Raw genomic sequence first — 24,449 nt, 5'->3', positions numbered from 1 at the left:
TCCGCGATGACACAGTGCAGCATGGAAATATTGTTGCGACGGTCAACCGTTTACGGATTCTTACGTTAAGTAACCAGTTAACTGTACGAGCGCGAGCGGTCGCGCCGCCTGAAAGCGGCCCCGCCCGCGCCACCGAACCCAGCCTTGACGCGTGAATTTGCCTTGAGTATGAAAAAGAAAGACATTGAGATCTTCGATGTCCTGTCGCTGCGCGGCCCGAATATGTGGACATATCGGCCGGTGCTTGAGGCATGGGTCGATATCGGCGAACTCGAGGAGTTCCCGTCCAACAAGATCCCCGGATTCCCGGAGCGGCTGTCGGCATGGCTGCCCAGCCTCGTCGAGCACCGTTGCAGCATCGGCGAGCGCGGCGGCTTTCTTCAGCGCCTGCACGAAGGCACCTGGCCCGGCCATATCCTTGAGCACGTCACGCTGGAACTGCAGAACCTCGCCGGCATGCCCGGCGGCTTCGGCAAGGCGCGTGAAACGCCGATCTCCGGCGTCTATAAAGTGATCGTGCGGGCCTGGCACGAAGACGTGACCCGCGCCGCGCTGTTCGCCGCCCGCGATCTGGTCATGGCCGCCATCGAAGACCGCCCGTACGACGTCGACGCCGCCGTGGAAACCCTGCGCGGCCTGATCGACAAGCACTGCCTTGGCCCAAGCACCGCGTGCATCGTCGATGCCGCCGACGACCGCGACATCCCGCACATCCGACTGTCCGACGGCAACCTGGTGCAACTGGGTTACGGCGCCGCCGCGCGCCGTATCTGGACCGCCGAGACGGACCGCACCCCCGCTATCGCCGAGAGCATCTCGCGCGACAAGGACCTGACCAAGCAACTGCTCGAATCGTGCGGAGTGCCCGTGCCGGAAGGCCGCCTGGTCGAGAGCGCCGACGACGCGTGGGAAGCCGCCGAAGACATCGGTCTGCCAGTCGTCGTGAAGCCTTACGACGGCAACCACGGCCGTGGCGTGTTCATCAATCTCACCACGCGCGACGAAGTCACCACGGCATTCGAGGTCGCCCTCGAAGAAGGCAACGGCGTGATCGTCGAGCGCTTCGTGCCGGGTCTGGAGCACCGACTGCTGGTCGTGGGCGGACGTGTCGTGGCCGCCGCGATGGGCGAGACGGCCTCGATCGTCGGCGACGGCAAACACACTGTCTCGGAACTCATCGAGCGGCAGATCAACAGCGACCCGCGTCGGGGCAGCGCCGAAGATCAACCGCTCAACCGCGTGCGCATTGACTCGTCGGCCCGCCTTGAACTCAAGCGCCAGGGCTTCGACGCCGATGCGGTGCCGCCCGAGGGCAAGCGCGTGCTGATCCAGCGCAACGGCAACGTCGCGTTCGATGTCACCGACCGCATTCATCCAAGCGTGGCGGCGCATGCGTCGCTGGCCGCCCGCATCGTGGGCCTGGACATCGCCGGTGTCGATCTGGTGGCGGAAGATATTTCGCGCCCGCTGGTCGAACAGCGTGGCGCCATTGTCGAAGTCAACGCCGGCCCGGGCCTGCTCATGCATCTGAAGCCGGCCGATGGCGCACCGCGCCCGGTCGGCCGCGCCATCGTCGACCATCTGTTCCCCGACAGCGATGCCGGGCGCATTCCGATCGTCGGCATTACCGGCACGAACGGCAAGACCGTGACCGCGCGCCTGCTCACGCACCTGCTGCAACTCGCGGGCGAGCGCACCGGCCTCGCCTGCAGCGACGGCCTGTTCCTCGACAAGCGCCGGGTGCAAGCGGGCGACCAGGCCAACTGGGACGCCGCGCACCGTGTGCTGATGAACGCCAGCGTGACGGCAGCCGTCTTCGAGAACGACAACACCGCCATCCTCTCCGAGGGCCTCGCGTACGACCGCTGCCAGGTCGGCATCGTGACCAACATCGATCATCCGGATCATCTGGGCCAGTATTTCGTCGAAGACGTCGACCGCATGTTCAGCGTATTGCGCACGCAAATCGACGTCGTTCTGCCCGACGGCGTGGCCGTGCTCAACGCACGCGATCCGCTCGTCGTGGAAATGGCCGAGCTGTGCGACGGCGACGTGATCTTCTTCGGGCTGGATGAGCAATTGCCCGCCATCGTTGCGCATCGCGCGGCGGGCAAGCGTACGGTGTTCGTGCGCAATGGCGACGTGCTGCTGGCCACCGGCGCGGAGGAAATCACGCTCGGTGCGACGGCCAATATGCCGCTGACGTATGCCGGTCGCGTCGGCTTCCAGATCGAGAACGTGCTCGCCGCCGTTGCGGCCGCCTGGTCGATGGGCGTGACACTCGACGTCCTGCGCGCGGGCGTGAGCACCTTCGACGTCGGCCAAGTGGATGCCCCGGGCCGCTTCACGCTGTTCGAAAAGCAAGGTGCGACGGTCATCGTCGACGACGCCCATAACGCGCCGGCGCTCACCGCGCTGGCCGCGGCACTGGCCACCCTGCCCGCCGAGCGGCGCATCGTGGTGTACGGTCCCGGCGTCGACCGGATGGACGACGACCTGCAAGCCGAGGGCAAGCTGCTGGCGCAGGCGTTCGAGCGCGTGGTGCTGTGCGATGACCTGAGCGTCGCGCGCAAGCGCCCGCTGGCCGAGTCGCGCGCCCAACTGCGCATGGGCATTGATGCCGAGCGCAGCGTACAGGTGATCGACGCCGGTGAGCGACGCTCGGCCGCCGAAGCGGCGCTGGCCCAGCTCGCGAGCGGCGATCTGCTCGTGTTGCAGGCTGACGAAGGCGGGGCTGCCGCGATGCTCGACCTGGTGCATCAGTGGATGGGTCAGCCGATGCGCGCACTGGCGGCCTGATGCCTGAGCGCAAGGCAGCCGCGAGTGGCGGCGCGCAGCTCCTGAGCCGCCGCCCTCGCTTGTCCGGCCGATAACAGATACCCAAGCCACCGTCGTTTTTCTCGCCAACCAACCGCCATACAGAGGCGCGAAGTGGACAGACAGGGATTGCAATTTATGGAAGTCTCCCGTATCCGCGCGTTGCGCGGTCCCAACCTCTGGAGCCGTCACACCGCCATCGAGGCGATCGTGACATGCACCGATCTGGAATACTCGATCGGCAATCTGGCCGGATTCGAGTCTCGCCTGCGTGCGCGCTTTTCCGGGCTGCCCGCGCTCACGCCCGACGCCGAAGAGCGTCCGGTGTCGCTGGCCGACGCCCTCGCGACCACGGCGCTGCATCTGCAAGCCGCCGCAGGCTGCCCGGTAACGTTCAGCCAAACGATACAGACCATCGAGCCGGGCACGTTCCAGGTCGTGGTGCAGTACAGCGAAGAGCCGGTCGGGCGTCTCGCCTTCGAGTTGGCGCAGCAACTGATCCACGCCGCGCTCGACGACGGCCCGTTCGATCTGGCCGATGCGCTGTATCGCTTGCGCGATCTCGATGAAGATGTGCGTCTCGGTCCATCGACCGGCTCGATCGTGGATGCCGCCGTCGTACGCGGCATTCCGTATCGCCGCCTGACGGAAGGCTCGATGGTGCAGTTCGGCTGGGGCAGCAAGCAACGCCGGATTCAGGCAGCGGAGACCGACCGCACGTCGGCCGTGGCCGAGTCGATCGCGCAGGACAAGGACCTGACCAAGACATTGCTGCATGCCGCCGGCGTGCCGGTGCCACTGGGGGGCACCGTGCGCGATATCGAAGCCGCATGGAAGCTGGTGCAGGACATCGACGCGCCGGTCGTCGTCAAACCGCGCGACGGCAATCAGGGCAAAGGTGTGGCCGTACGCCTGCGTACGCGCGAGGAGATCGAAAAAGCGTTCGAGGCCGCACAGGACATCAGCCGCGACGTCATCATCGAGCGCTACATTCCGGGTCACGATTTCCGTCTGCTCGTGATCGGCAACAAGCTGGTTGCGGCCGCGCGCCGCGATCCGCCGCAAGTGACCGGCGACGGCGTGCACACCGTGCGCCAGTTGGTCGAGACGGTCAATGCCGACCCCCGCCGGGGCGAAGGTCACGCGACCTCGCTCACCAAAATTCGTTTCGACGACATCGCACTCGCCACGCTCGCCAAGCAGGGGTTGAACGCCGACTCCGTGCCGGCCGCTGGCGCGCGCGTCGTGCTGCGCAACAACGCCAACCTGTCGACCGGCGGCACGGCCACCGATGTGACCGACGACGTCCACCCGGAAATCGCCGCGCGCGCCATCGCCGCCGCGCAGCAGGTGGGGCTGGACATCGCCGGCGTCGATGCCGTGTGCGAGACCGTCATCAAGCCGTTCGAAGATCAGGCCGGCGGCATCGTGGAAGTCAACGCGGCGCCGGGCCTGCGCATGCACTTGCAGCCGTCGTACGGCAAAGGCCGTGCGGTCGGCGAAGCCATCGTCTCGACGATGTTCGCGGACGGTGACGATGGCCGCATTCCGCTCGTGGCTGTCTCCGGCACGAACGGCAAGACGACCACGGTGCGCCTGATTGCCCACCTCATCGCCCAGCAAGGGCTGCGCGTGGGCATGACCGGCACCGACGGCATCTATATCAGCGGTCAGCGTATCGACACCGGCGATTGCAGCGGCCCGCGCAGCGCGCGCAACGTGCTGATGCACCCCGACGTGGACGCCGCCGTGTTCGAAACCGCGCGCGGTGGCTTGCTGCGTGAAGGGCTGGCCTACGACCGCTGCGATGTGGCCGTGGTGACCAACATCGGCATGGGCGACCACTTGGGCCTGTCGTACATCAACACGGTGGAAGATCTTGCCGTGCTCAAGAGCGTGATCGTGCGCAACGTGGCGCCGCATGGCATGGCCGTGCTCAATGCCGCCGATCCGATGGTCGCACGCATGGCCGACGCCTGCCCGGGAGAGGTCACCTACTTCGCCATGGACGCCACGCATCCGGCCCTCGCCACGCATCGTGCCAAGGGCAAGCGTGTGGTGTATGTCGACGGCGGCAGTATCGTAACGTGTCAGGGCGGCATCGAGACCCGCTACGCGATGGCGGCAATTCCGCTCACCCGTGGCGGCGCCATCGGCTTCCAGGTCGAGAACGCGATGGCGGCCATCGGCGCGGCCTGGGCACTGAACCTCGATCCGGCCACGATCCGGGCCGGGCTGGCCACCTTCGTGAACGACGCGGGCACCGCGCCGGGGCGCTTCAACGTGTTCGACTACCGGGGGGCGACCGTGATTGCCGACTATGGTCACAATCCGGACGCCATTGCCGCCCTCGCACAAGCCATCGAGACGATGCCCGCGCGCCGCCGTTCGGTCGTCATTTCGGGCGCGGGCGACCGTCGTGACGACGATATCCGCCGTCAGACGCAGATCCTCGGCGACGCGTTCGACGACGTACTGCTCTATCAGGACCAGTGCCAGCGCGGCCGCGAAGACGGCGAAGTGCTCGGCCTGTTGCGTGAAGGCCTGGTCGGCGCGCGACGCGTCAGCCATATCGACGAGATTCACGGCGAGTTCATGGCCATCGACACGGCGCTAGCGCGTCTGCAGCCGGGCGATCTGTGCCTGATTCTCATCGATCAGGTCGACGACGCCCTCGCGCATCTCTCACAACGCGTGGCGAAGGCGAGTTCCTGAACGCGCTTTCGGACCGTTGAACGCGTCAGGGCTGAGTCCGGTAGTGCACGAGACTCAGCCCTTTTTGCTGGCGCTGCCGCCCCCCGTCATTGGCGCGCAGGCATCGCTGGCATTCGGGGCATCCCCCCCTGCACCCGCGCCCTGACGTGGCGATAAAAGCCCAGTAGTGCGTCGCAATAGAAGCTGGGATTGTCGTAACTGTGTCCGTCGAATCGATGCGCGACATATCCCCCGCCGCACGCCGCAAATGCCTCGCACCGCAGGCAAGCCTCATGGGGCTCGGGGTAGCGAGTGCGCGCGTAATCACTGCACGCCTGCAGCGGGGCCGACGCGAGGTCGAACCCGGTGTGGGTTGCGCCCGCCTCGCAGATGGCGAGCACGTCGAGCAAGCGATAACTGCCATCGCTCTCCACGACGACGATTGGCGCGAGCGCTCCGCCAAAGGCATCGAGTTCCGAGCGACGGCCAAGCACACCGCGAATGAACGTCTCGAAGATCCGTACGCTGAAGTCCGGATCGTCGATGGCCAGCCAGGCATCGAAGCCTCGGCACAGGAAACTGAGCAGCCTGGCGTGCGTGTAGGCCTGGACGTGCCGGGGCGGCGCGGCGAAATTGGCATCCGGGAGCAGGAAGTCGATGGCCGTCAGCCCGAGCGACCGAAAGTAATCGAGCATGCGCACCGGGTCATGATTCGGGTCGATCACGGCCAGTACACCGTTGAATACCCGTTGCGATGCCGGATGCGATAGACAGCGCCGAATCGCCTGCTCGACGCGCTTGCCCGTCCCCTGTCGCGCGAAGTCGTACCGATGCCGGTCATGCATATCGGGCGGCCCATCGCAGCTGATGCCCAGGCTCGCGTCGTACCGTACGTAAAGATCCAGCCAGTCGTCATCGATCAACACGCCGTTGCTCTGCGTGATGATGCTAAGGTCGGACGCCGGCAAGCGCCTTCGCAAGTCCGAGAAGAAGCGCTCGGTACGGGCTTTGCCAAGCAGCAACGGCTCGCCGCCGTGGATCTCCAGCGTCATGCGCGCCGACGGATAGGCGCTGCGATGTTCCGCCAGACGCGTTGCCAGCGCCTCGAGGTGGGACGCGTGCAGCCGTTTCGGGCGCTCTCGCCACCCCTGATCGACGCCGTGGTACATGTAGCAATAGCTGCAGTCGATGTTGCATCGCTCGGCGACCTTGACCATCACGAGCAGGTCGCCGCCGGCGTTGCCGCGCGCCATCGCGCCGGGCGACGTCAGCATGGGGCGGGACGACGCGCGGCGCCGCTCACTTGCGCTTTCCCGACGCCGGAGGACCATTTTTGCCGGCGTCGCTCCCGGCACGCGGCGCCATCAGTTTCGTGTGTGCCGCAAAGACAGACGAGTCGTCGGGTCCGCGCGCCATTTCCGCCATGACCGACGCAATGATCTTCCCGCCTTGCACGGGGTCTTCGTCCTGGTAATGCACCAGGATCCCCGGCAAACCCGGCACCCCCTGCAACGGGACGTACCGGTCGCCGGACGACACCGGCACCACCCGATAGAGCGGCACGGCCGCCATGTCATGCCCAAATGCCGATTTGATCTCTGCCGATTGTGCGTCGCTCAGGTCGAGCGAGCCCACCGGGAAAAAGAGTTCAGAAGCCGCCATGAAAGTACCTCCGTCCGAAAGGAAGGTTGAACGTCAATATTGGGTGTTGAAAAAAAACGTCTGGAACAGGCGCCCGTTTTCCTTGCAGTTGCCGAAATGCCCCTGGCTCGCGTGGAACCGTCTGCCGCGGAACAGGATGAGGCGATTGAACCGGTTCGCGATGCGGTCGGTCATCTCCCAGCGCTCCCATGTGGCCGCGTCGGCATCGCAACGTTGCCGCTGGCCGTCGTCTTCCGGATAGAGATCGAAGCCGGTTTCGCGATGCTGGAAGAAGGCGGTTCCGGCCGTGGCAGGTGCGTCGGGCGTGAGATAGACGACGCCCGACCACACTGTCGTATGGTCGGCATGCACCCACGTGATATCGTGCTGCACGCTGTATTGAAACGCGCCGTTATAGGTGTCGGTCGGCCAATAGGTGATCGGGGCCTTCACGATGTCCTGGATCGCCGACGTGACACCGTCATGAAGAAACGCCTGGGTACGCGCGCCGGGATAGTTTCCTTTCACCGCGAAGGTCTGCTTCAATGCGAAGTCGCGCACGTCGGCCGGATCATGATAGAAATTGTCGGTCACGATAATGGAGTCATGCATGGCGCTCACTTTGCGTTGACCGATTCGTTACGCTGCCGCTCACGCGCGACAGCGTCGCCCGCCCCACTGTCGTCGTGGGGCGACGACACCTCGGGCACATCCGACACATCCGACACATCCGACACATCCGGCACATCCGGCATATCCGGCACATCCGGCGACAGTCGCTCGCGCACCCATTGCAGGTGCTCGGGGGAAATCTCCGGGCGATCGACCTTGCCGAATCCCATGCGGCGATCGTAGAAACCGGCCCGGATCTCCTTCGACACCTCGTAGATGTGGGGATTGAATCCTTGCACGTCATAGAGATGCTGCTCAACCACACCGATCAGCTTGCAGTTCGACGTGTTGCCGGCGATGGCGGTGGGTTGCCAGCCGGCGTCGCGGATCCACTGCATTTGCTCGGCCTCGCTCAGTCCGCGCGCGAGCAGGGGCGAGGCACAGAAGAAGCCGTTGTCGGCTTCACGCCGGGTGAATCCGCTCACCGGATACGCCAACGGCGGAAATCGGTGCCCGCTGAGAATGAGTCGCACACCATAGGTTCTGCACGTCTTCGCCATTGCCGCAAACACCCCGCCGATGCAAGAGGTGCACGGAATCTTGCCGGCGTCGGACGCGAGCGATTCCCGAGCGACCTGACGAATATCGATCGTCTCGATCACCAGTTCGACGTCAAAGCGCGCGCAGAAGGCCTTCGCGTTGTCCTTGACCTCATCGGGAATGAAGCCGTTGTCGACGAGCACGGCAATGGGGCGCAAATTCAATTCCTTCACGGCGAGAAGCAGCGTGAGCGCACTGTCCTTGCCACCGGAATACGCGACTACGGCATCCGGCGTGCCTTCACCGCGACAGGACTGCACAACGTCCAGCAGTCGGCGCTGCGTGTAGTCGCCACGCGCAGCTTGCGCGGCGAACGCGTGACACGCCTGGCAAATGCCGTCGGCTTCGATGTGCACGCCAGGCAAGTCTTCGGTGAGCAGGCATCGGGCACAGTAACGATCGACGGCAACGCCGATGCCCGTGGAAGACTCCACACGGAGCCTGCGCAACGGCGCGCCGGTCGCGTTGAACAACTGCGCGCGCTGTTCCGCCGACAGAGGTAAGAGAGTTGACGTCATGACCGCGGCTCCCATGCCGGGTGCCGTTCAGGGCACCCGGAATTCGCGGCTCGATGAAGGGCTGGTTCGAGCCGCATCAGACCACATAGACACAAGCCAGCGGTAACGACTACCGTTTCGCGCCCGTGTCCGACGAAGGTGTCACGCCGAATCAGTGCAGTCCTTGCGGACCTTGAACCCCTTGGGCGCCTTGCATGCCTTGAGGTCCTTGAACGCCCTGGGCGCCCTGCATGCCTTGCGCGTGCTGGTAACCCTGCGGACCTTGCACTCCGTGAGCACCGTGCATGCCTTGCGGACCCTGCATGCCTTGTACGCCTTGCGGTCCCTGAACACCCTGCAGGCCTTGGCCGTACTGATATCCCTGCGGACCCTGCATACCTTGCGGACCTTGCATGCCCTGGGCGCCTTGCATACCCTGCGGGCCCTGCACGCCTTGCACACCTTGCAGATCCTGCATGCCCTGGACGCCTTGCATACCCTGCGGCCCCTGCATGCCCTGGACGCCTTGCATACCCTGCGGCCCCTGCATGCCCTGAACGCCTTGCATACCTTGTGGGCCTTGCATGCCCTGGACGCCTTGCATACCCTGCGGGCCCTGCATGCCCTGGACACCTTGCACACCCTGCGGGCCCTGCATGCCCTGGACACCTTGCACACCCTGCGGGCCCTGCATGCCCTGGACGCCTTGCATACCCTGCGGGCCCTGCATGCCGTGGACGCCTTGCATACCTTGCGGGCCCTGCATGCCCTGAATACCTTGCACACCCTGCGGGCCCTGCATGCCGTGGGCGCCTTGTACCCCCTGCGGACCTTGCATACCCTGGACGCCTTGCACACCCTGCAAGCCTTGCGCGTGCAGATACCCTTGAGGCCCTTGCACGCCCTGTACGCCTTGAAAACCCTGACCGTTCAGATGCCCTTGCACCCCCGCCCCTTGCCCGCCATAGACGCCGCGAAGTTCGGGGAAGCTCGACACGACACGGATAGCGCCAATGCGCTGCCCGGTGATCGCTTGAATGTGTCGGATTTGGTCTTCGTTGAGTTGCAGTTCCAGATCGTTCTCGTTCATGGTGCTTCGCTCCTTGAATGAATTAAACTTCGGACGCCTGCGAAAACAATTTTGATAAAGTCCGGCAAGCCCAATTGGCATGTCGTTGCGCAAACGCGCCGCGAGCACCATCGATTCAGTTCAAGAAAGCAACCCACGAGAAGCACGAGATCCCGGCGTACGGCCGCGTCAGTGCTGGCGTCATATCGCCTCCCGACGCGCGACGGCGCACCGCAAACTCAGCAGACCATCCTTCCGGCCGCGTCACGTTTGGGCTTTATTTATTAAGAGTATTCCCAAGCGCGGTGCGCTTTGCGTCGCCACGAATGTGGCGACAGAGCAGAACGTCAAGCCAGCGAAACCCGCTTTGTGAAACGTGCAGACAGCGGCATCCTGTCACCATCGGCGGCCCCCCCCTCGCGTCGGCAAGGATAAAAAAAGCGCCCGCGCGGCGCTCGATGAGCGGCAGTGCGGGCGCGACTTCCGGCGTTGCGTGGTGGTCCGGCACGGCCGGCCGAGCGGTCAAACCACGACGTCCTGCGGCGCCATTTCCGTGCCGTACGAGGCCCAGCGACCGTCCGCGTCATCGGCCGCCACCGTCGGCTTGCACGCGCCGGCGGTCTCATCCAGTCCTTGCAGCAACGGGCAACGTTCAAAGAGTTCGGCGACGAAGTCGACAAACACACGCACCTTGGGTGACAAGTGCCGGTTATGCGGATACACGGCCGAAATCGGCATGGGCGGTGGCTTCCATTGGTGCAGTATCTCGACCAATTGGCCCGATTGCAGATACGGCAGCGCCATGAAGCGCGCGAGCTGCACCGTCCCGAACCCCGCGAGTCCCAGTTGCAGATACGCCTCGGCATCATTGACGGCGACTGCCCCCGGCATATGAATCTCGACCTCCTTGCCGTCCACGAGGAACTGCTCGTCGACGACGCGTCCCGTGCGGCTCGAAAAGTAATGCACCGCCGTGTGCCGTTGCAGATCGTCGAGCGAATGCGGCATGCCCATGCGCTCCAGGTAAGCCGGCGACGCGCACGTCACGCTTTGAAACAGCCCCACGCGCCGTGCGACGAGGCTCGAATCCTGAAGCGTGCCGACGCGCAACACGCAATCGACGCCTTCCTGAATCAGATCGACCGGCTTATCGCCCATGCCGACCATGAGTTCGACTTCCGGATACCGGTCGTGGAATTCGCATAGCGCCGGCAGCACCACCAACTTGCCGAGCGAGCCGGGCATATCGATGCGCAACTTTCCGCGCACGCGCTGGCTGCTCTCCCGGAATGACGATTCGGTCTCCTCGATATCCGCGAGGATGCGCAGGCATCGCTCGTAGTACGCGGCCCCGTCGGGCGTCAGATTGAGTCGCCGGGTCGTACGCTGCAATAGCCGCGTGCCCAGATGCGACTCAAGGTTTTGAATAATCGTGGTCACCGAGGTACGCGGCAAACCGAGGTTGTCGGCCGCGCGAGAAAAGCTGTTGGCCTCGACGACTCGCGTGAATACCTGCATCGCTTGCAAGCGATCCATGACATTTCCCCATTCGAAAACGTGGTTGCACCCGTCGATCCCCCCTTTTCCGCCCCTCGCGCACGCCCAAGCCGATTGGTCGGTGGCATACGCCAACATCGGCAAGGGTGACGTCGATTAGTCGAATTGACCGAACAGTGTTGCCAAATTATAGGCGTTTATCCCGATGTGCGTCGCCTCTAAACTTCGTTCCATCGAATATCACCCGAGGGGTATCGCGCCCGCGAGCCTAACTTCATATGTCAGCCAACGCCAAGTCGCCTTCGGGACGCCCGGGCCGCCCGCGCCGCTCCGACGACGGACTACGCATCGACGAAGTGAGCATCGCCGGTCATGCCGGTCCGGTCACGTTGCGCCTGTATCGGCCGGCCGGGCCCGACGTCTCGGGTCCGGCCCTTGCGCATGCCGGGGCGCCTGGCGTGGTGGTGCCGCTCGAAGCGCATTTGCCCACCGTGTTGTACTTTCACGGCGGCGGCTTTTGCCACGGCTCGCTCGACGACGGCGACGCTGCGGCCCGCTATCTCGCCTCGCATGTGCCGGCGCTGGTGGTCTCGGTCGGGTATTCGCTCGCCCCGGCACATCCGTTCCCTGCCGCGCCGGAAGATGCGTGGTGCGCCGCGCGCTGGCTGCAACGCCACGCCCGCCGCTACGGCGCCAGTGCGCGACGTCTCGCCGTGGCCGGTCACGACGCCGGCGGCAACATTGCCGCAGCGCTGACGATGATGGCGCGCGATCGCAGTGAAGTCGCCATCTCGGCACAGGTTCTGCTGGCCCCGCTGCTCGACCCCAGCATGACGCGCCTGGCCGATGGCCGCACACCGAGCGATATCGAAGCCAGCGAGTGCGCGCGCTGCTATCGCGCCTACCTGCCGCATGCAACACAGCGTCTGCATCCATATGCTGCGCCGCTCGAATCGAGGCGTCTCGCGGGCCTGCCGCCCACGTTGATCGCGTCTGCCGAACACGACCTGCTGCACGTCGAAGCCGAAAAATACGCGGCCGAGCTCATTGCGGCCGGCGTGCCGACGCAGGTCACACGCCATCGCAGCGCATCCCATCACGGCCTGGCCGCCCTGCCCGCCGCACTGCGGGAAGTGGCCGCGTTCCTGACACGCCGGCTGGCGCCACCCGCCACCGGTGCCCCCCAGTGAGTCCATCCGATTCCGGAGATTTCAAAAAAATGACCACCCTCGCTCGCAAACCCGTCCTCATTGCCGCCGCCGCTACGATAGCGCTCGTGGCCCTAGGCACGCTCACGGTCGTGCGCGTCGATGCCAGCACGCCCCCCGCCGCCCAGGTCATGCCGACCGTGGAAGTCGATGTGGCCAACGTGATCTCGCGCACCGTGACCGACTGGCAAAGTTACTCCGGCCGGCTCGACGCCGTGGATCGCGTCGACATCAAGCCGCTCGTGTCGGGCACCATCACCGCCGTGCATTTCAAGGACGGACAGCTCGTGAAGAAGGGCGATGCGCTCTTCACGATCGACCCGCGGCCGTATGCCGCCGAAGTCGATCGCGCGGCGGCCCAACTGGCGTCCGCGCAGGCGCGCGACGTCTTCACCAGCACCGACCTCGCACGCGCGCAACGCCTGATCGCGGATAACGCCATCGCGAAGAAGGACTTCGACCAGAAGGAAAACGCTGCGCGCGAAGCGGCCGCCAACGTGAAGGCCGCGCGTGCCGCATTGGAAACCGCACGTATCAACCTCGGCTACACACGGATCGTGGCGCCGATTGCGGGACGCGTCTCGCGCGCGGAAATCACCGTCGGCAATACGGTATCGGCCGGCGCGCAATCGCCGGCGCTGACGACGGTCGTATCGGTCTCGCCGATCTACGCCGCGTTCGACGTCGACGAGCAGACCTATCTGCGCTATCTCGCACGCGATACCGGGAACACGAATGGCGTTCCTGTCGACCTCGGCCTGGCCAACGAGTCCGGTTACTCACGCAAGGGCACCGTGTATTCGGTCGACAACCGCTTCGATACGACGTCGGGCACGATCCGTGTGCGCGCGCGCTTCGATAACGCCAACGGCGCCCTCTTGCCGGGGCTGTATGCCCGCATTCGTGTGGGCGGCGGCGAACCGCACCCGGCGCTGCTCGTCGATGAAGCGGCCATCGGCACCGACCAGAGCAAGAAGTTCGTGCTCGTGGTCGACGCGCAGAACAAGGTGCAGTACCGCGAAGTGCAACTGGGTGAGCGCCACGGCGGCCTCATCGAGATTGCCGGCGGCCTGAAGGAGGGCGAGCGCATCGTCGTCAACGGTCTGCAGCGCGTGCGTCCGGGTGACCCGGTCACGCCGAAGGCCGTGAAGATGGCCGGTGACACGGGCGACGCGCACGACATCGTCGCGCCGGCCATGGCCAAGCACGCCGTCGACACCGACGCCAGCACCGCAAGCCAGCCGCCTCGGAACGTCCGCCAGGACGGCGCGAGCGCCAAGCCGGCCACGGCCCGGTCGGTCGCGGCGGCCACCTCGGCGACGCGTTCGTGAAATGCGCCACGGCACACCTGCGCACACACGAACCGCGCCCTGAACGACCCCAAAGAGTCTCGTCATGAACATCTCAAAATTCTTTATCGACCGGCCCATCTTCGCAGGGGTGCTGTCGGTCATCACGCTGCTGGCGGGCCTGATCGCCGTGTTCCAGTTGCCGATTTCGGAGTACCCGGAAGTGGTCCCGCCGTCGGTCGTCGTGCACGCCCAATACCCCGGCGCCAACCCCAAGGTGATCGCCGAGACCGTTGCCGCGCCGCTCGAAGAGCAAATCAACGGCGTGGAGAACATGCTGTACATGCAGTCGCAGGCCAACAGCGACGGCAACCTCACCACGACCGTGACGTTCCGCCTGGGTACCGACCCGGACAAGGCGCAACAGCTCGTGCAGAACCGTGTCTCGCAAGCGCTGCCGCGCCTGCCGGACGATGTGCAGCGTCTGGGGGTGACGACGATCAAGTCGTCGCCCACGCTCACCATGGTGGTCCACCTGCTCTCGCCGAACCAGCGCTACGACATGACTTACCTGCGCAACTACGCGCTCATCAACGTCAAGGATCGCCTCTCGCGCATCCAGGGCGTGGGTGAGGTGCAGTTGTGGGGCGCGGGTGACTACTCGATGCGTGTCTGGCTCGATCCGGCGAAGGTTGCGCAGCGTGGCCTGACCGCCTCGGATGTGGTGAAGGCCATTCGCGAACAGAACGTGCAGGTCGCCGCCGGGGTCATCGGCGCGTCGCCGGCCGGCCCGAACACGCCGCTGCAACTCAACGTCAACGCGCGTGGCCGGCTGAACACGGAAGACGAGTTCCGCGACATCATCCTGAAGACGTCCCCGGACGGTGCTGTCACGCACCTGGGCGACGTGGCCCGCGTGCAGCTCGACGCCTCGCAGTACAGCCTGCGCTCGTTGCTCGACAACCAGCCCGCCGTGGCGCTGGCCATCAACCAGGCGCCGGGCGCGAACTCGCTGCAGATCTCCGATCAGGTTCGCGAAGCGATGGCGGAGCTGCAAAAGGACATGCCTCCGGGCGTCGAGTACCGCATCGTCTATGACCCGACGCAGTTCGTGCGTTCGTCGATCAAGGCCGTGGTGCACACCCTGCTCGAAGCCATCGCCCTCGTGGTGCTGGTGGTGATCGTGTTCCTGCAAACGTGGCGCGCGTCGATCATTCCGCTGCTTGCCGTGCCGGTATCAATCGTGGGGACGTTTGCCCTGCTGCTGGGCTTCGGCTACTCGATCAACGCGTTGTCGCTGTTCGGGATGGTGCTCGCCATCGGTATCGTGGTCGACGACGCCATCGTGGTGGTCGAGAACGTGGAGCGCAACATCGCGGCCGGTCTCTCGCCGAAGGAAGCGACCTATCAGGCCATGCGCGAAGTGAGCGGCCCGATCATCGCGATTGCCCTCACGCTGGTCGCCGTGTTCGTGCCGCTCGCCTTCATGTCGGGCCTCACGGGGCAGTTCTACAAGCAGTTCGCGATGACCATCGCCATCTCGACGGTGATCTCGGCCGTCAACTCGCTCACGCTGTCGCCGGCCATGGCCGCGCTGCTGCTCAAGGACCATCGCGCCAAGCCCGACTGGCTCACGCGGCAGATGAACCGATACCTGGGCGGCTTCTTCAACGCGTTCAACCGTGTGTTCCATCGCGGGTCGGAAAAATACAGTCAGGGCGTTACCCGTGTGATCGGCCGCAAGGCGCTCATGATGGCGATCTTCGCGGTGCTGCTTGGCGCCACCGTCTTGCTGGGCAAGGTCGTGCCCGGCGGCTTCGTGCCCGCGCAGGACAAGGAGTATCTGGTGGCGTTCGCCCAGTTGCCGAACGGCGCGTCGCTCGACCGCACCGAGAAGGTGATCCGCGACATGACCGACGTCGCCCTGAAGACGCCCGGCGTGCAGAGCGCCGTGGCCTTCCCGGGGTTGTCGGTCAACGGGTTCACCAACTCGTCGTCGGCCGGCATCGTGTTCGTCACGCTCAAGCCGTTCGCCGAGCGTCACGACAAGACGCTCTCGGCGGCGGCCATCGCCGGACGGCTCAACGGCGCGTATTCGAAGATGAAGGACTCGTTCATCGCCGTATTCCCGCCGCCGCCGGTGCTGGGCCTGGGAACGCTCGGCGGCTTCAAGCTGCAAATCGAGGATCGCGGTGCGCTCGGCTATGCCGCCTTGAACGACGCCACGCAAGCGTTTATCAAGAAGGCGTCGCAGACGAAGGAACTGGGTCCGACGTTCTCGTCGTACCAGATCAACGTGCCGCAACTGAACGTGGATCTCGACCGCGTGAAGGCGAAGCAGCTTGGCGTGCCGATCACCGACGTGTTCGACACCATGCAGATCTACCTCGGCTCGCTGTACGTGAACGACTTCAACAAGTTCGGGCGCGTGTACCAGGTGCGTGTACAGGCCGATGCGCCGTTCCGTGCCCATGCCGACGACATCGGGCTGCTCAAGACGCGCAACAGCAATGGCGAGATGGTGCCGCTCTCGTCGCTGGTCAAAGTGTCGCCGACGTTCGGTCCGGAAATGGTGGTGCGCTACAACGGCTACACCGCCGCCGATGTGAACGGCGGCCCGGCCCCGGGGTATTCGTCGGGTCAGGCGCAGGCCGCCGTGGAGCGCATTGCCGCCGAGACGCTGCCGCGTGGGGTGAAGTTCGAATGGACGGACCTGACGTATCAACAGATTCTCGCGGGCAACTCGGCGTTGTGGGTGTTCCCGATCTCGGTGCTGCTGGTGTTCCTGGTGCTTGCGGCGCAGTACGAAAGCCTGACGCTGCCGCTCGCCGTCATCATGATCGTGCCGATGAGCATTCTGTCCGCGCTGTTCGGCGTGTGGCTGACTGGGGGCGACAACAACATCTTCACGCAGATCGGCCTGATGGTGCTGGTGGGGCTGTCCGCGAAAAACGCGATCCTGATCGTGGAGTTCGCCCGAGAGCTGGAAATGCAGGGTCGCAGTCCCGTGGCCGCCGCGATCGAGGCAAGTCGCCTGCGTCTGCGGCCGATTCTGATGACGTCCATCGCGTTCATCATGGGCGTGGTGCCGCTGGTGACATCGACCGGCGCCGGTTCGGAAATGCGTCACGCGATGGGGGTGGCAGTGTTCTTCGGCATGATCGGCGTGACCGGCTTCGGTCTGATGATGACCCCGGTGTTCTACGTGCTGCTGCGCACGCTGGCCGGCAAGAAGCCGCTGCACAGTGCGCACGCGTCGACCCTGCCCGCCAACGTCAAGGCTGAAGTCTGAAGGATGCCAATCATGCAATCGCAATGGATCAAACGCAGTCTGGGTGTCTCGAGCTTGCTCGGCGCTCTGCTGGTGGTGGCGGGCTGCTCGATGGCCCCCACGTATGAAGTGCCGACGGTGACCGGCAAGGGGATGCCGACGGCATTCAAGGAAGCGTCACTTCCGGCCGGTGAAGCCGGGACGTGGAAGCCGGCCGAGCCCGCCGAGGCAATGGCGCGCGGTCAATGGTGGAAGGTATTCGGCGACACCACGCTCGACAAGTTCGAGGACGATGCGCTATCCGCCAACCAGAACCTGAAGGCCGCCGCCGCCCGCGTGCAGGAAGCGCGAGGGGTGCAGCGTCAGGCCCGTGCGGCGCTGTTCCCGACGCTCGACGCCGGGTTCGGCCCAACACGGCAGAAGCTCTCGCCGGCGTCGCAAATGCAGCCCGACGGCACGAACATCGCGCCGTACACGCTGTGGCGTGCGCAGGCGAGCGTGGGCTATGAAGTCGATTTGTTCGGGCGTGTGTCGGACAGCGTTGCCGCGGCCCGGGCGGACGCCGAGCAGAGCGAAGCGCTGTATCGGTCGGTGCAGCTCGCGCTGCAAGCCGATGTCGCGCAGAACTACTTCAGCCTGCGCGAACTCGATGCCGAACAAGCGCTGTACACGCAAACGGTGACGCTGCGCGACGCGGCGCTCAAGCTGGTGCAACGACGCTTCGCCGAAGGCGATATCGGCGAGCTGGACGTGGCGCGCGCCAAGGCCGAACTGGCCACGGCACAATCCGACGCGCTGGCGGTTGCCCGCCTGCGTGCGGCGTCCGAACACAGCCTGGCGATTCTGCTTGGCAAGACGCCTGCGGAATTCACGTTTGCACCGTCTCCGCTGGTGCCGGTCGCCGTGCACATCCCGGCAGGCCTGCCGTCGGCGCTGCTCGAACGGCGTCCGGACATTGCGGCGGCCGAGCGCTCCATGGCGGCCGCCAATGCACGCATCGGGGTCGCGAAAGCCGCGTTCTTCCCGTCGCTGTCGCTGACCGGCGCGGGTGGCTTCGAAGCGGCCACGCTGGGCGACCTGTTCAACTGGTCGAGCCGTACCTTCCTGCTCGGCCCCGTGGTTGGCGGGCTGCTCTCGATGCCGATCTTCGATGGCGGCGCGCGCAGCGGCAATCTCTCGCGTGCGCGAGCGCGCTACGAGGAAGACGTCGCGAACTACCGCCAGCAAGTGCTCGTGGCGTTCCAGGAAGTGGAGGACAACCTGTCCAACCTGCGCCTGCTCGGCGCGCAAACGCGGGCGCAGAACGACGCGGTGACGGCGTCGAATCGGGCCGCACAGCTCTCGCGCATGCAGTATCAGGAAGGCTCGATTGCGTATCTCGACGTCATCGATGCCGAACGCACGGTGCTGCAAACGCAGCGTGGTGCGGTTCAGCTCGCCGGGGCGCAGGCCGTATCGACCGTCAACCTGATCCGCGCCCTCGGCGGCGGCTGGGGCGACGTTGCGGTGGCCAAGCCAACCGAATCGGCGTCGACATCCCCGACGCATTCCACGCCGAGCGCGCCGGCGGTGGATCAAGCATCCAACGCCACCGTTGCGGCACGGTAGCGTGAATTGCACATAACGTCGGCGTGGCGGCCCGAAGCGATGGGCCGCCACGCCGGGATCTGACGCATCGAACCGGCGGCCGCGCTCGCCCCCCCAAGACGAGTGGCGTGCCGACCCGCCCCCGACGCGCGCCAGGCGTGCCGCCGGTTTCGATGCGCCCGCGCACAATCCGTCAGTTTCGGAAAAGTTTCTTCCCTGCGTCCCTGCTTGCCCGGTGCATGCCCGAAGTCAAACGACGTTCGGCATGTCCGGGCTTTTTTTTGCTGCGATGGTAGGATGAACGCACGGTTTTCGCGTCCGCCGGTCCTCGCACACGATGCGATTCGAGCGAATACGATGGCCGTCGCTGGCAGATCATCTGGAAAGCTTCCCCGCGTTCGGTTCCTGGACCCTACGATAAGGAGTGCAAATCATGAAGATGCGCAAGACGCTGTCGCTTTGCTTCGCCGCCGGTCTGGCGGTGTCCTCCAGCCTTGCCCTCGCCCAAGGCGGCCCGCCGCCGGGTGGCCCTGGCGGTACTCCCGGTGGTCCGGGCTGGCATCAAGGTCAACGGCCGGCGGGCCCGCATGGCGGCCCCCAAGGGTATGGGCCTCGGCATAGCGCGCCGAAAGCCCACCGCGGCGGCCCCCCGCTAAGGGGTCAACCCGGCCCCGGGCCGAGTGAAGACGCCTGGCAGCACCCAAACTGGCGAAAGGGCGATCGCGTGCCGCAACAGTATCGTGACCGCCAGTACGTGGTCGACGACTATCGCGAGTACCACCTGAGTCCACCGCCGCGTGGCCATCATTGGGTTGGCGTCGGCGGAGACTTCCTGCTGGTCGTCACCGGCACCGGCGTGATCGCGCAGATCGTGCTCGGCGGCGGACACTGACGCCCGCCTCTGCCCATGAGCACCGCCAGTTACCGCTGACGCCGCCAACCTTGCGGCAGTGCAAAATGCACTGCCGCTTGCCCCCCCACGTCACCCTGCCTCAGTCCGCCCGATTCCGCCACCGTTCCTGACCTTCCTGCCCAATCAGATTTCCCGCTGTCCCTCGGGCAAGGTTCGCGCCTTATACGTCTCGTTTTCCTTATTTTGGTGCACCGCTTCGACGTCAGGTCGACGATATCCGTAATTTCGCTGCGGCGCAGCATTAAAATCACGCCCTCATCCCCTCCCAATCCATCGATATACGATATATCATGCACAAAATATCAACACGGCGCCCTAAACGGGTGCAGATGGTGGATCGGGACGACATGGTAATGACACGACGCGACGTGAGGGATTGGCTGGCAGGTTTTCTGCCTGCCGTGGTGGCCGTGCACTGGCGCGAGCGACTTCGCGCCGGCTTTGGCGCGCTGTGCGGGATTGCACTGACCGGCGGCCTGATGCTCTGGATGCTCGGCCCCGCGACCTACATTCCCTGGCTGGTTGCGCCGATGGGGGCGTCCGCCGTGCTGCTCTTCGGGGTGCCGGCCAGCCCTCTCGCCCAGCCATGGTCGATACTCGGCGGCAATCTGGTCGCCGCGATCGTTGGGGTGACCTGTGCCATGTACATTCCGTCGCCAATCGCGGCAGCGGCCACGGCGGTCGGCGTCTCCATTGCGTTGATGTTCACGCTGCGCTGCGTCCACCCACCGTCAGGTGCCGTTGCACTGACGGCCGTGCTCGGCGGACCGGCCGTCCATGCCCTCGGGTACGGCTTCGTCCTCGAGCCGATTGCCGTGCAGTCGGTGGCGCTGCTCGGGGCGGCCATCGGTTATCACGCGCTCACCGGCCATCGCTATCCGCATGCCATGCGTGCGCAGGCAGCGGTGCGTCCGGTCAACGCCTCGGCCATCCCCGTCACGACGGCTGACGCCGAGAAGGCCCTCGCCCGCCGCAGCGAACTGCTTGACATTTCCGCTGACGATTTGGCCAGTCTGCTCCGCGACACCCAGCGTGAAGCCTATGCGCGACGCGCCCGCGAATTGACCTGTGCCGACGTCATGACGCCGCCGGTGGCGAAGGTTCAGGCACACGACGAAGCGCCCGCGGCGTGGCGTTTGTTGCAGCGCCACGGCCTGGACGCCCTGCCGGTCGTCGATGGCGACGCGCGCGTCATCGGTCTGGTGACGCGTCACGACCTTCACACGCGCCGGGCGCGTCGTCAGCGGTGGCCGCGCTTCGGCATGTCGATCGGCACGGGGCAGCGCCCGGCGGTCCGCGACGTCATGCAGGCGCAGCCGAAATCGGCCACGGCCGGCATGCCCCTCTCGGAATTGGTACCACTGCTCATGACGCAGCGTCACGGCACCCTCCCCGTTCTCGACGAAGCCGCCCGGCTGGTGGGCGTTGTCACGCACGCCGAAGTGCTTCGCAAGGTCATGGCCGCGTGAAATGCTAAACGCCACGCGTTAAGCGTTTCGCGTTAAGCGCCAAACGCTTAACGCCGAGTCCCCGGCGCCTGCGATGTACGCCCAGCATCGCAGGCTCATGTCCCCGCCGCCACCTCATCCGACGCCCTTAGCGCTCGTCGTGTTGCAGTCAACATCTGACGCCTCCTGTCCCTGCGTGCAATTGTCAGTCCCAAGCCGATCTGCAAGAATGGCGGCGCGGCGCACTGGCGCCGTAACGCTTCGTTTAGCGAAGCGAATTTCGCGCAAGGGAGAGCATGGAACCGATCACGTTCAAACAGTGTTTCAAGGGCGCCTGGCGCGACGGCTTCAACGCATTGCGCCAACGGCCATGGCTATGCCTGGCGATTGCCGTCGTCTTCCTCGCGACGTCTGGGCTTAGCGTTTCGCTCGATCAGCTCGCGCGCACCGCCTCGCAAACCGGCGAACCGGCCATGTACCGGCTGCGTATCGCGCTCATGTCGTTCGGCGTCTTTTTCGCGAACATCGTGGCGTACGCCGTGCTCGTCATTCATGTCTTTCGCTACACGATTCTCGGCCCGGACGCCACCCGGCAGGGCCGTTGGTACGGACGCGATCTCTGGCGCTATCTCTGGACGTCGACCCAGGTCTTCGTCGGCATCGCTGCGGCGTGGCTGGTCATCGCCCTGGGTGCGGCGCTGGCAATGCGGGCGACCGGACACAGCAATTCGTATGCCGGCCTCGCCACGTTTTGCGTGCTATTGCTATGTGCGTTGCTCTACGTGCTGATACGCGTATCGCTGATCTTTGCGCAGATTGGCGCGGGACGCAGCAAGCGCTGGCGCGCCGCCTGGCAGGACTCGCGCGGTCACTTCTGGACGATGCTGGGCACCACCGTCGGGACCGTGCTGCCGTTGATTGTCGTGGGCGTTGTCGTGACGTCGATGTTCGTGGCGTTGCTGCGCGCCATGCCTGCCGCCAAGACGGTAGCGCTCGGCATGCTTGCGCTTCAAACGGTGCTGTCCGTGATAGGGATCGCCGTCTCGACGGGCGCTTCCGCGTGGCTTTACCGCCGTTTCGCCAACCAACTGCTGACGCTCGACGGCGCACCGGATGACGTCTGAGGCGCGCACCGCGCGCCCCAGACATTGTCACTGCTCGGTCAGGCAGCGTTGGCGGTTGCCGCGCTGCCTTCGAACGTGCCGAAGCGGACATACTCGCCGAGGCCGTCCGGCCATTGCGTGAGAACCTCGAAGCCCGTCTCCGTCACGGCGACCATGTGCTCCCACTGGGCGGATAACGAACGGTCGCGCGTCACGACTGTCCAGCCATCCGCCAGTTGCTTCGTGTCAGGCTTGCCTGCATTGACCATCGGCTCGATGGTGAAGATCATCCCGGGACGCAGCGTGAGGCCCGTGCCCGGACGCCCGTAATGCAGCACCTGGGGATCATCGTGATAGGTCGTACCGATGCCGTGCCCACAGTAGTCGCGCACGATGCTGAAGCCTTCACGATGCGCCACGGTCTGGATGGCGTAGCCGACATCGCCCAGCGTCGCGCCCGGGCGCACCGCACGAATGCCTGCGAGCGTCGCCTCGTAGGTCGTATCGACGAGGCGCTTGGCAAGAATGCTTGGCTTGCCCGCGTAATACATGCGGCTCGTGTCGCCAAACCAGCCGTCCTTGATGAGGGCGACGTCGATGTTCACGATGTCGCCGTCGTGCAGCACCTTCTCGCCGGGAATGCCGTGACAGACGACGTGATTCACCGATGCACATACGGTCTTCGGATAGCCGTGATAGCCGATATTGGCGGGGATCGCCTTCAGTTCGTCGACGATGAAGTCATGGCACAGGCGGTCGAGCGCATCGGTCGTGACGCCGGGCTTGACGTGTTCGCCAATCATCGCGAGCACCTGCGCGGCCAATTCCCCTGCGCGACGCGACAGGGTGATTTCTTCTTTGGATCGGATGACAACGCGTTCGCGCACCATTACGCCACCTTATTGAATGCGGTGACGGGTGCACCGGTTGCTGGAGAAGTGACGACCTGGGCCTCGCCGGCCTGGATGCCTTCGGATTCGATGAGCCTGCGGCAGATGTCACCGTAGCTCAGCGTGGGATTGAGTTCGGCAAGCATGCCGACGCGCAGCCAATGCTCGGCTTGTGCATTGATCGAACGGCTGAGCGCGCCGCTGGTGTTGCGCAACGCCGCGTGCATCTGCTCCGAAATCTTGACGATACCCATGTTGCGGACCTCTTATATACGAAATAGCTACGAAACGTATATTACCAGATCCATGCCATGTTGCCGCGTCCAATCCAAGTCATTTGCAGACGGCACCGCTGAACGTTGGCGGCAACTGACCTGCCCGGCCATCGCGCCCATTTCCGGATACCTGCCGTTGCGCATCACCTTGATCATCAGGTCGGCTCCGATATTGCGCGAACCAACAATTGCGGCCGTCAGTTTTGCGGAAGACGTTTCATTTCCTTGAAGGGTAACCATTTTGTGCAGCGGCGGCTCTCACGCGAAACTCGCACGCACACTGCCAAGACCCTCGATCTGCGCCGTGTAAGCGGAGGGTTGGGTTACGGTGACCATCGGACCGAGTGCGCCTGTGAGCACCACGTCGCCCGCGCGCAAGGGCGTACCCAGGTGGGCCATGCGATCGGCGAGCCAGACGGCCGCGTTGAGCGGATTGCCAAGACACGCGGCACCGCTGCCACGTGACAACACTTCGCCCTCGCGCTCAAGCGTCATGACCACATTCGGGAGATCCACCTCAGAAAGCGGAACAGGACGACTGCCGAGCACGAACAGAGCGCTTGAGGCGTTGTCGGCCACCGTATCGACGAACCGGATATCCCACTTGTGCACCCGGCAGTCCACCACTTCGATGGCGGCCAGAGCATACGCCGTCGCATTGATTAGGTCGGCAAAGGTATGCTTTTCATGCGTCAGATCGCGTTCGAGCACGAGCGCGATCTCGGCCTCGACCTTCGGCTGGATCAGGTTCGCGAGCGCCATTGGCTGGTCGTCTCCATATGCCATGCTGGCGAACAGCGTACCGAAATCGGGCTGGTCTACACCGAGCTGCTGTTGTACGGCAAGCGAAGTCAGGCCAATCTTGCGCCCGACGATGCGCTCACCAGCGGCCACCCGCCTGTCGACATTGGCCTGCTGCACAGCATAGGCCATCGCCACATCTTCGGGTGCGATATCGCCGCGCACCGGGTCGACCGGCTCGCGCGTTTGCTGCGCCAGCAGAAGCCGCGCGGCAAGTTGCTGGATGACGTCTTGCAT

General features: G+C 65.0%; 19 protein-coding genes. 9 read left to right on the top strand and 10 right to left on the bottom strand.

Annotation, left to right across the window (positions count from 1 at the left end; genetic code table 11):
* Window positions 1–168 precede the first annotated feature (168 nt).
* Window positions 169–2,799: a cyanophycin synthetase gene (gene cphA, locus PTE31013_RS13135; protein ID WP_150613230.1), complete on the top strand. Its 2,631-nt coding sequence runs from the start codon at window positions 169–171 to the stop codon at window positions 2,797–2,799.
* A gap of 156 nt (window positions 2,800–2,955) precedes the next feature.
* Window positions 2,956–5,532: a cyanophycin synthetase gene (gene cphA, locus PTE31013_RS13130; RefSeq protein WP_150613229.1), complete on the top strand. Its 2,577-nt coding sequence runs from the start codon at window positions 2,956–2,958 to the stop codon at window positions 5,530–5,532.
* Window positions 5,533–5,618: 86 nt separating this feature from the next.
* Here the strand turns inward: cphA (PTE31013_RS13130) and PTE31013_RS13125 are convergent, their stop codons facing one another.
* The 6 genes from PTE31013_RS13125 to PTE31013_RS13100 all read right to left on the bottom strand — a co-directional run bounded on the left by PTE31013_RS13125 (window position 5,619) and on the right by PTE31013_RS13100 (window position 11,466).
* Window positions 5,619–6,785 (bottom strand): radical SAM protein, encoded by a 1,167-nt coding sequence (locus PTE31013_RS13125; RefSeq protein WP_150613228.1) that lies wholly within the window; start codon window positions 6,783–6,785, stop codon window positions 5,619–5,621.
* A gap of 25 nt (window positions 6,786–6,810) precedes the next feature.
* Complete coding sequence (locus PTE31013_RS13120) at window positions 6,811–7,173, bottom strand: hypothetical protein (protein WP_150613227.1); 363 nt, start codon at window positions 7,171–7,173, stop codon at window positions 6,811–6,813.
* Window positions 7,174–7,206: 33 nt separating this feature from the next.
* Complete coding sequence (locus tag PTE31013_RS13115; RefSeq protein WP_150613226.1) at window positions 7,207–7,764, bottom strand: DUF6445 family protein; 558 nt, start codon at window positions 7,762–7,764, stop codon at window positions 7,207–7,209.
* Window positions 7,765–7,769: 5 nt separating this feature from the next.
* Entirely contained in the window at window positions 7,770–8,882 is a 1,113-nt protein-coding gene (locus PTE31013_RS13110) for an adenine nucleotide alpha hydrolase family protein (RefSeq protein WP_246174441.1), read from the bottom strand.
* A gap of 151 nt (window positions 8,883–9,033) precedes the next feature.
* Entirely contained in the window at window positions 9,034–9,951 is a 918-nt protein-coding gene (locus PTE31013_RS13105; protein ID WP_217426234.1) for a collagen-like domain-containing protein, read from the bottom strand.
* 501 nt (window positions 9,952–10,452) lie between these two features.
* Complete coding sequence (locus tag PTE31013_RS13100) at window positions 10,453–11,466, bottom strand: LysR family transcriptional regulator (protein WP_150613224.1); 1,014 nt, start codon at window positions 11,464–11,466, stop codon at window positions 10,453–10,455.
* A 239-nt stretch (window positions 11,467–11,705) separates the two neighbouring features.
* Here PTE31013_RS13100 and PTE31013_RS13095 point away from each other — a divergent pair, with 239 nt between their 5' ends.
* The 7 genes from PTE31013_RS13095 to PTE31013_RS13065 all read left to right on the top strand — a co-directional run bounded on the left by PTE31013_RS13095 (window position 11,706) and on the right by PTE31013_RS13065 (window position 22,267).
* On the top strand, window positions 11,706–12,617 hold the full coding sequence (locus PTE31013_RS13095; RefSeq protein WP_150613223.1) for an alpha/beta hydrolase: 912 nt from the start codon (window positions 11,706–11,708) through the stop codon (window positions 12,615–12,617).
* Between the two features lie 29 nt (window positions 12,618–12,646).
* A complete protein-coding gene (locus tag PTE31013_RS13090) occupies window positions 12,647–13,966 on the top strand; it encodes an efflux RND transporter periplasmic adaptor subunit (RefSeq protein WP_150613222.1) in 1,320 nt (439 codons plus the stop codon).
* 64 nt (window positions 13,967–14,030) lie between these two features.
* Complete coding sequence (locus PTE31013_RS13085) at window positions 14,031–17,216, top strand: efflux RND transporter permease subunit (protein WP_150613221.1); 3,186 nt, start codon at window positions 14,031–14,033, stop codon at window positions 17,214–17,216.
* Between the two features lie 12 nt (window positions 17,217–17,228).
* Window positions 17,229–18,803, top strand: a complete 1,575-nt coding sequence (locus tag PTE31013_RS13080) for an efflux transporter outer membrane subunit (RefSeq protein WP_150613220.1) — start codon at window positions 17,229–17,231, stop codon at window positions 18,801–18,803.
* A gap of 412 nt (window positions 18,804–19,215) precedes the next feature.
* Window positions 19,216–19,674 (top strand): RcnB family protein, encoded by a 459-nt coding sequence (locus PTE31013_RS13075; protein ID WP_150613219.1) that lies wholly within the window; start codon window positions 19,216–19,218, stop codon window positions 19,672–19,674.
* A 374-nt stretch (window positions 19,675–20,048) separates the two neighbouring features.
* Window positions 20,049–21,164, top strand: a complete 1,116-nt coding sequence (locus PTE31013_RS13070) for an HPP family protein (protein WP_174978553.1) — start codon at window positions 20,049–20,051, stop codon at window positions 21,162–21,164.
* A gap of 275 nt (window positions 21,165–21,439) precedes the next feature.
* Complete coding sequence (locus PTE31013_RS13065; protein WP_150613217.1) at window positions 21,440–22,267, top strand: hypothetical protein; 828 nt, start codon at window positions 21,440–21,442, stop codon at window positions 22,265–22,267.
* A 38-nt stretch (window positions 22,268–22,305) separates the two neighbouring features.
* Here the strand turns inward: PTE31013_RS13065 and map are convergent, their stop codons facing one another.
* From map to mhpD, 4 genes are read right to left on the bottom strand one after another with little or no spacing between them, the layout of a single operon-like run.
* Window positions 22,306–23,136: a type I methionyl aminopeptidase gene (map, locus tag PTE31013_RS13060; RefSeq protein ID WP_174978552.1), complete on the bottom strand. Its 831-nt coding sequence runs from the start codon at window positions 23,134–23,136 to the stop codon at window positions 22,306–22,308.
* Window positions 23,136–23,390 carry a ParD-like family protein gene (locus PTE31013_RS13055; protein ID WP_150613216.1) on the bottom strand — a complete coding sequence of 85 codons (255 nt, stop codon included), beginning with the start codon at window positions 23,388–23,390 and terminating at the stop codon, window positions 23,136–23,138. Before PTE31013_RS13055 ends, map begins: the two co-directional genes overlap by 1 nt.
* Before the next feature lie 27 nt (window positions 23,391–23,417).
* A complete protein-coding gene (locus PTE31013_RS13050; RefSeq protein ID WP_150613215.1) occupies window positions 23,418–23,651 on the bottom strand; it encodes a hypothetical protein in 234 nt (77 codons plus the stop codon).
* Window positions 23,652–23,669: 18 nt separating this feature from the next.
* Window positions 23,670–24,449 carry a 2-keto-4-pentenoate hydratase gene (gene mhpD, locus PTE31013_RS13045; protein WP_150613214.1) on the bottom strand — a complete coding sequence of 260 codons (780 nt, stop codon included), beginning with the start codon at window positions 24,447–24,449 and terminating at the stop codon, window positions 23,670–23,672.

Origin of the sequence: Pandoraea terrigena (assembly GCF_902459705.1) — a bacterium.
In the GTDB taxonomy this organism is placed as follows: domain Bacteria; phylum Pseudomonadota; class Gammaproteobacteria; order Burkholderiales; family Burkholderiaceae; genus Pandoraea; species Pandoraea terrigena.
This window is presented reverse-complemented; position numbering and strand designations above follow the sequence as displayed.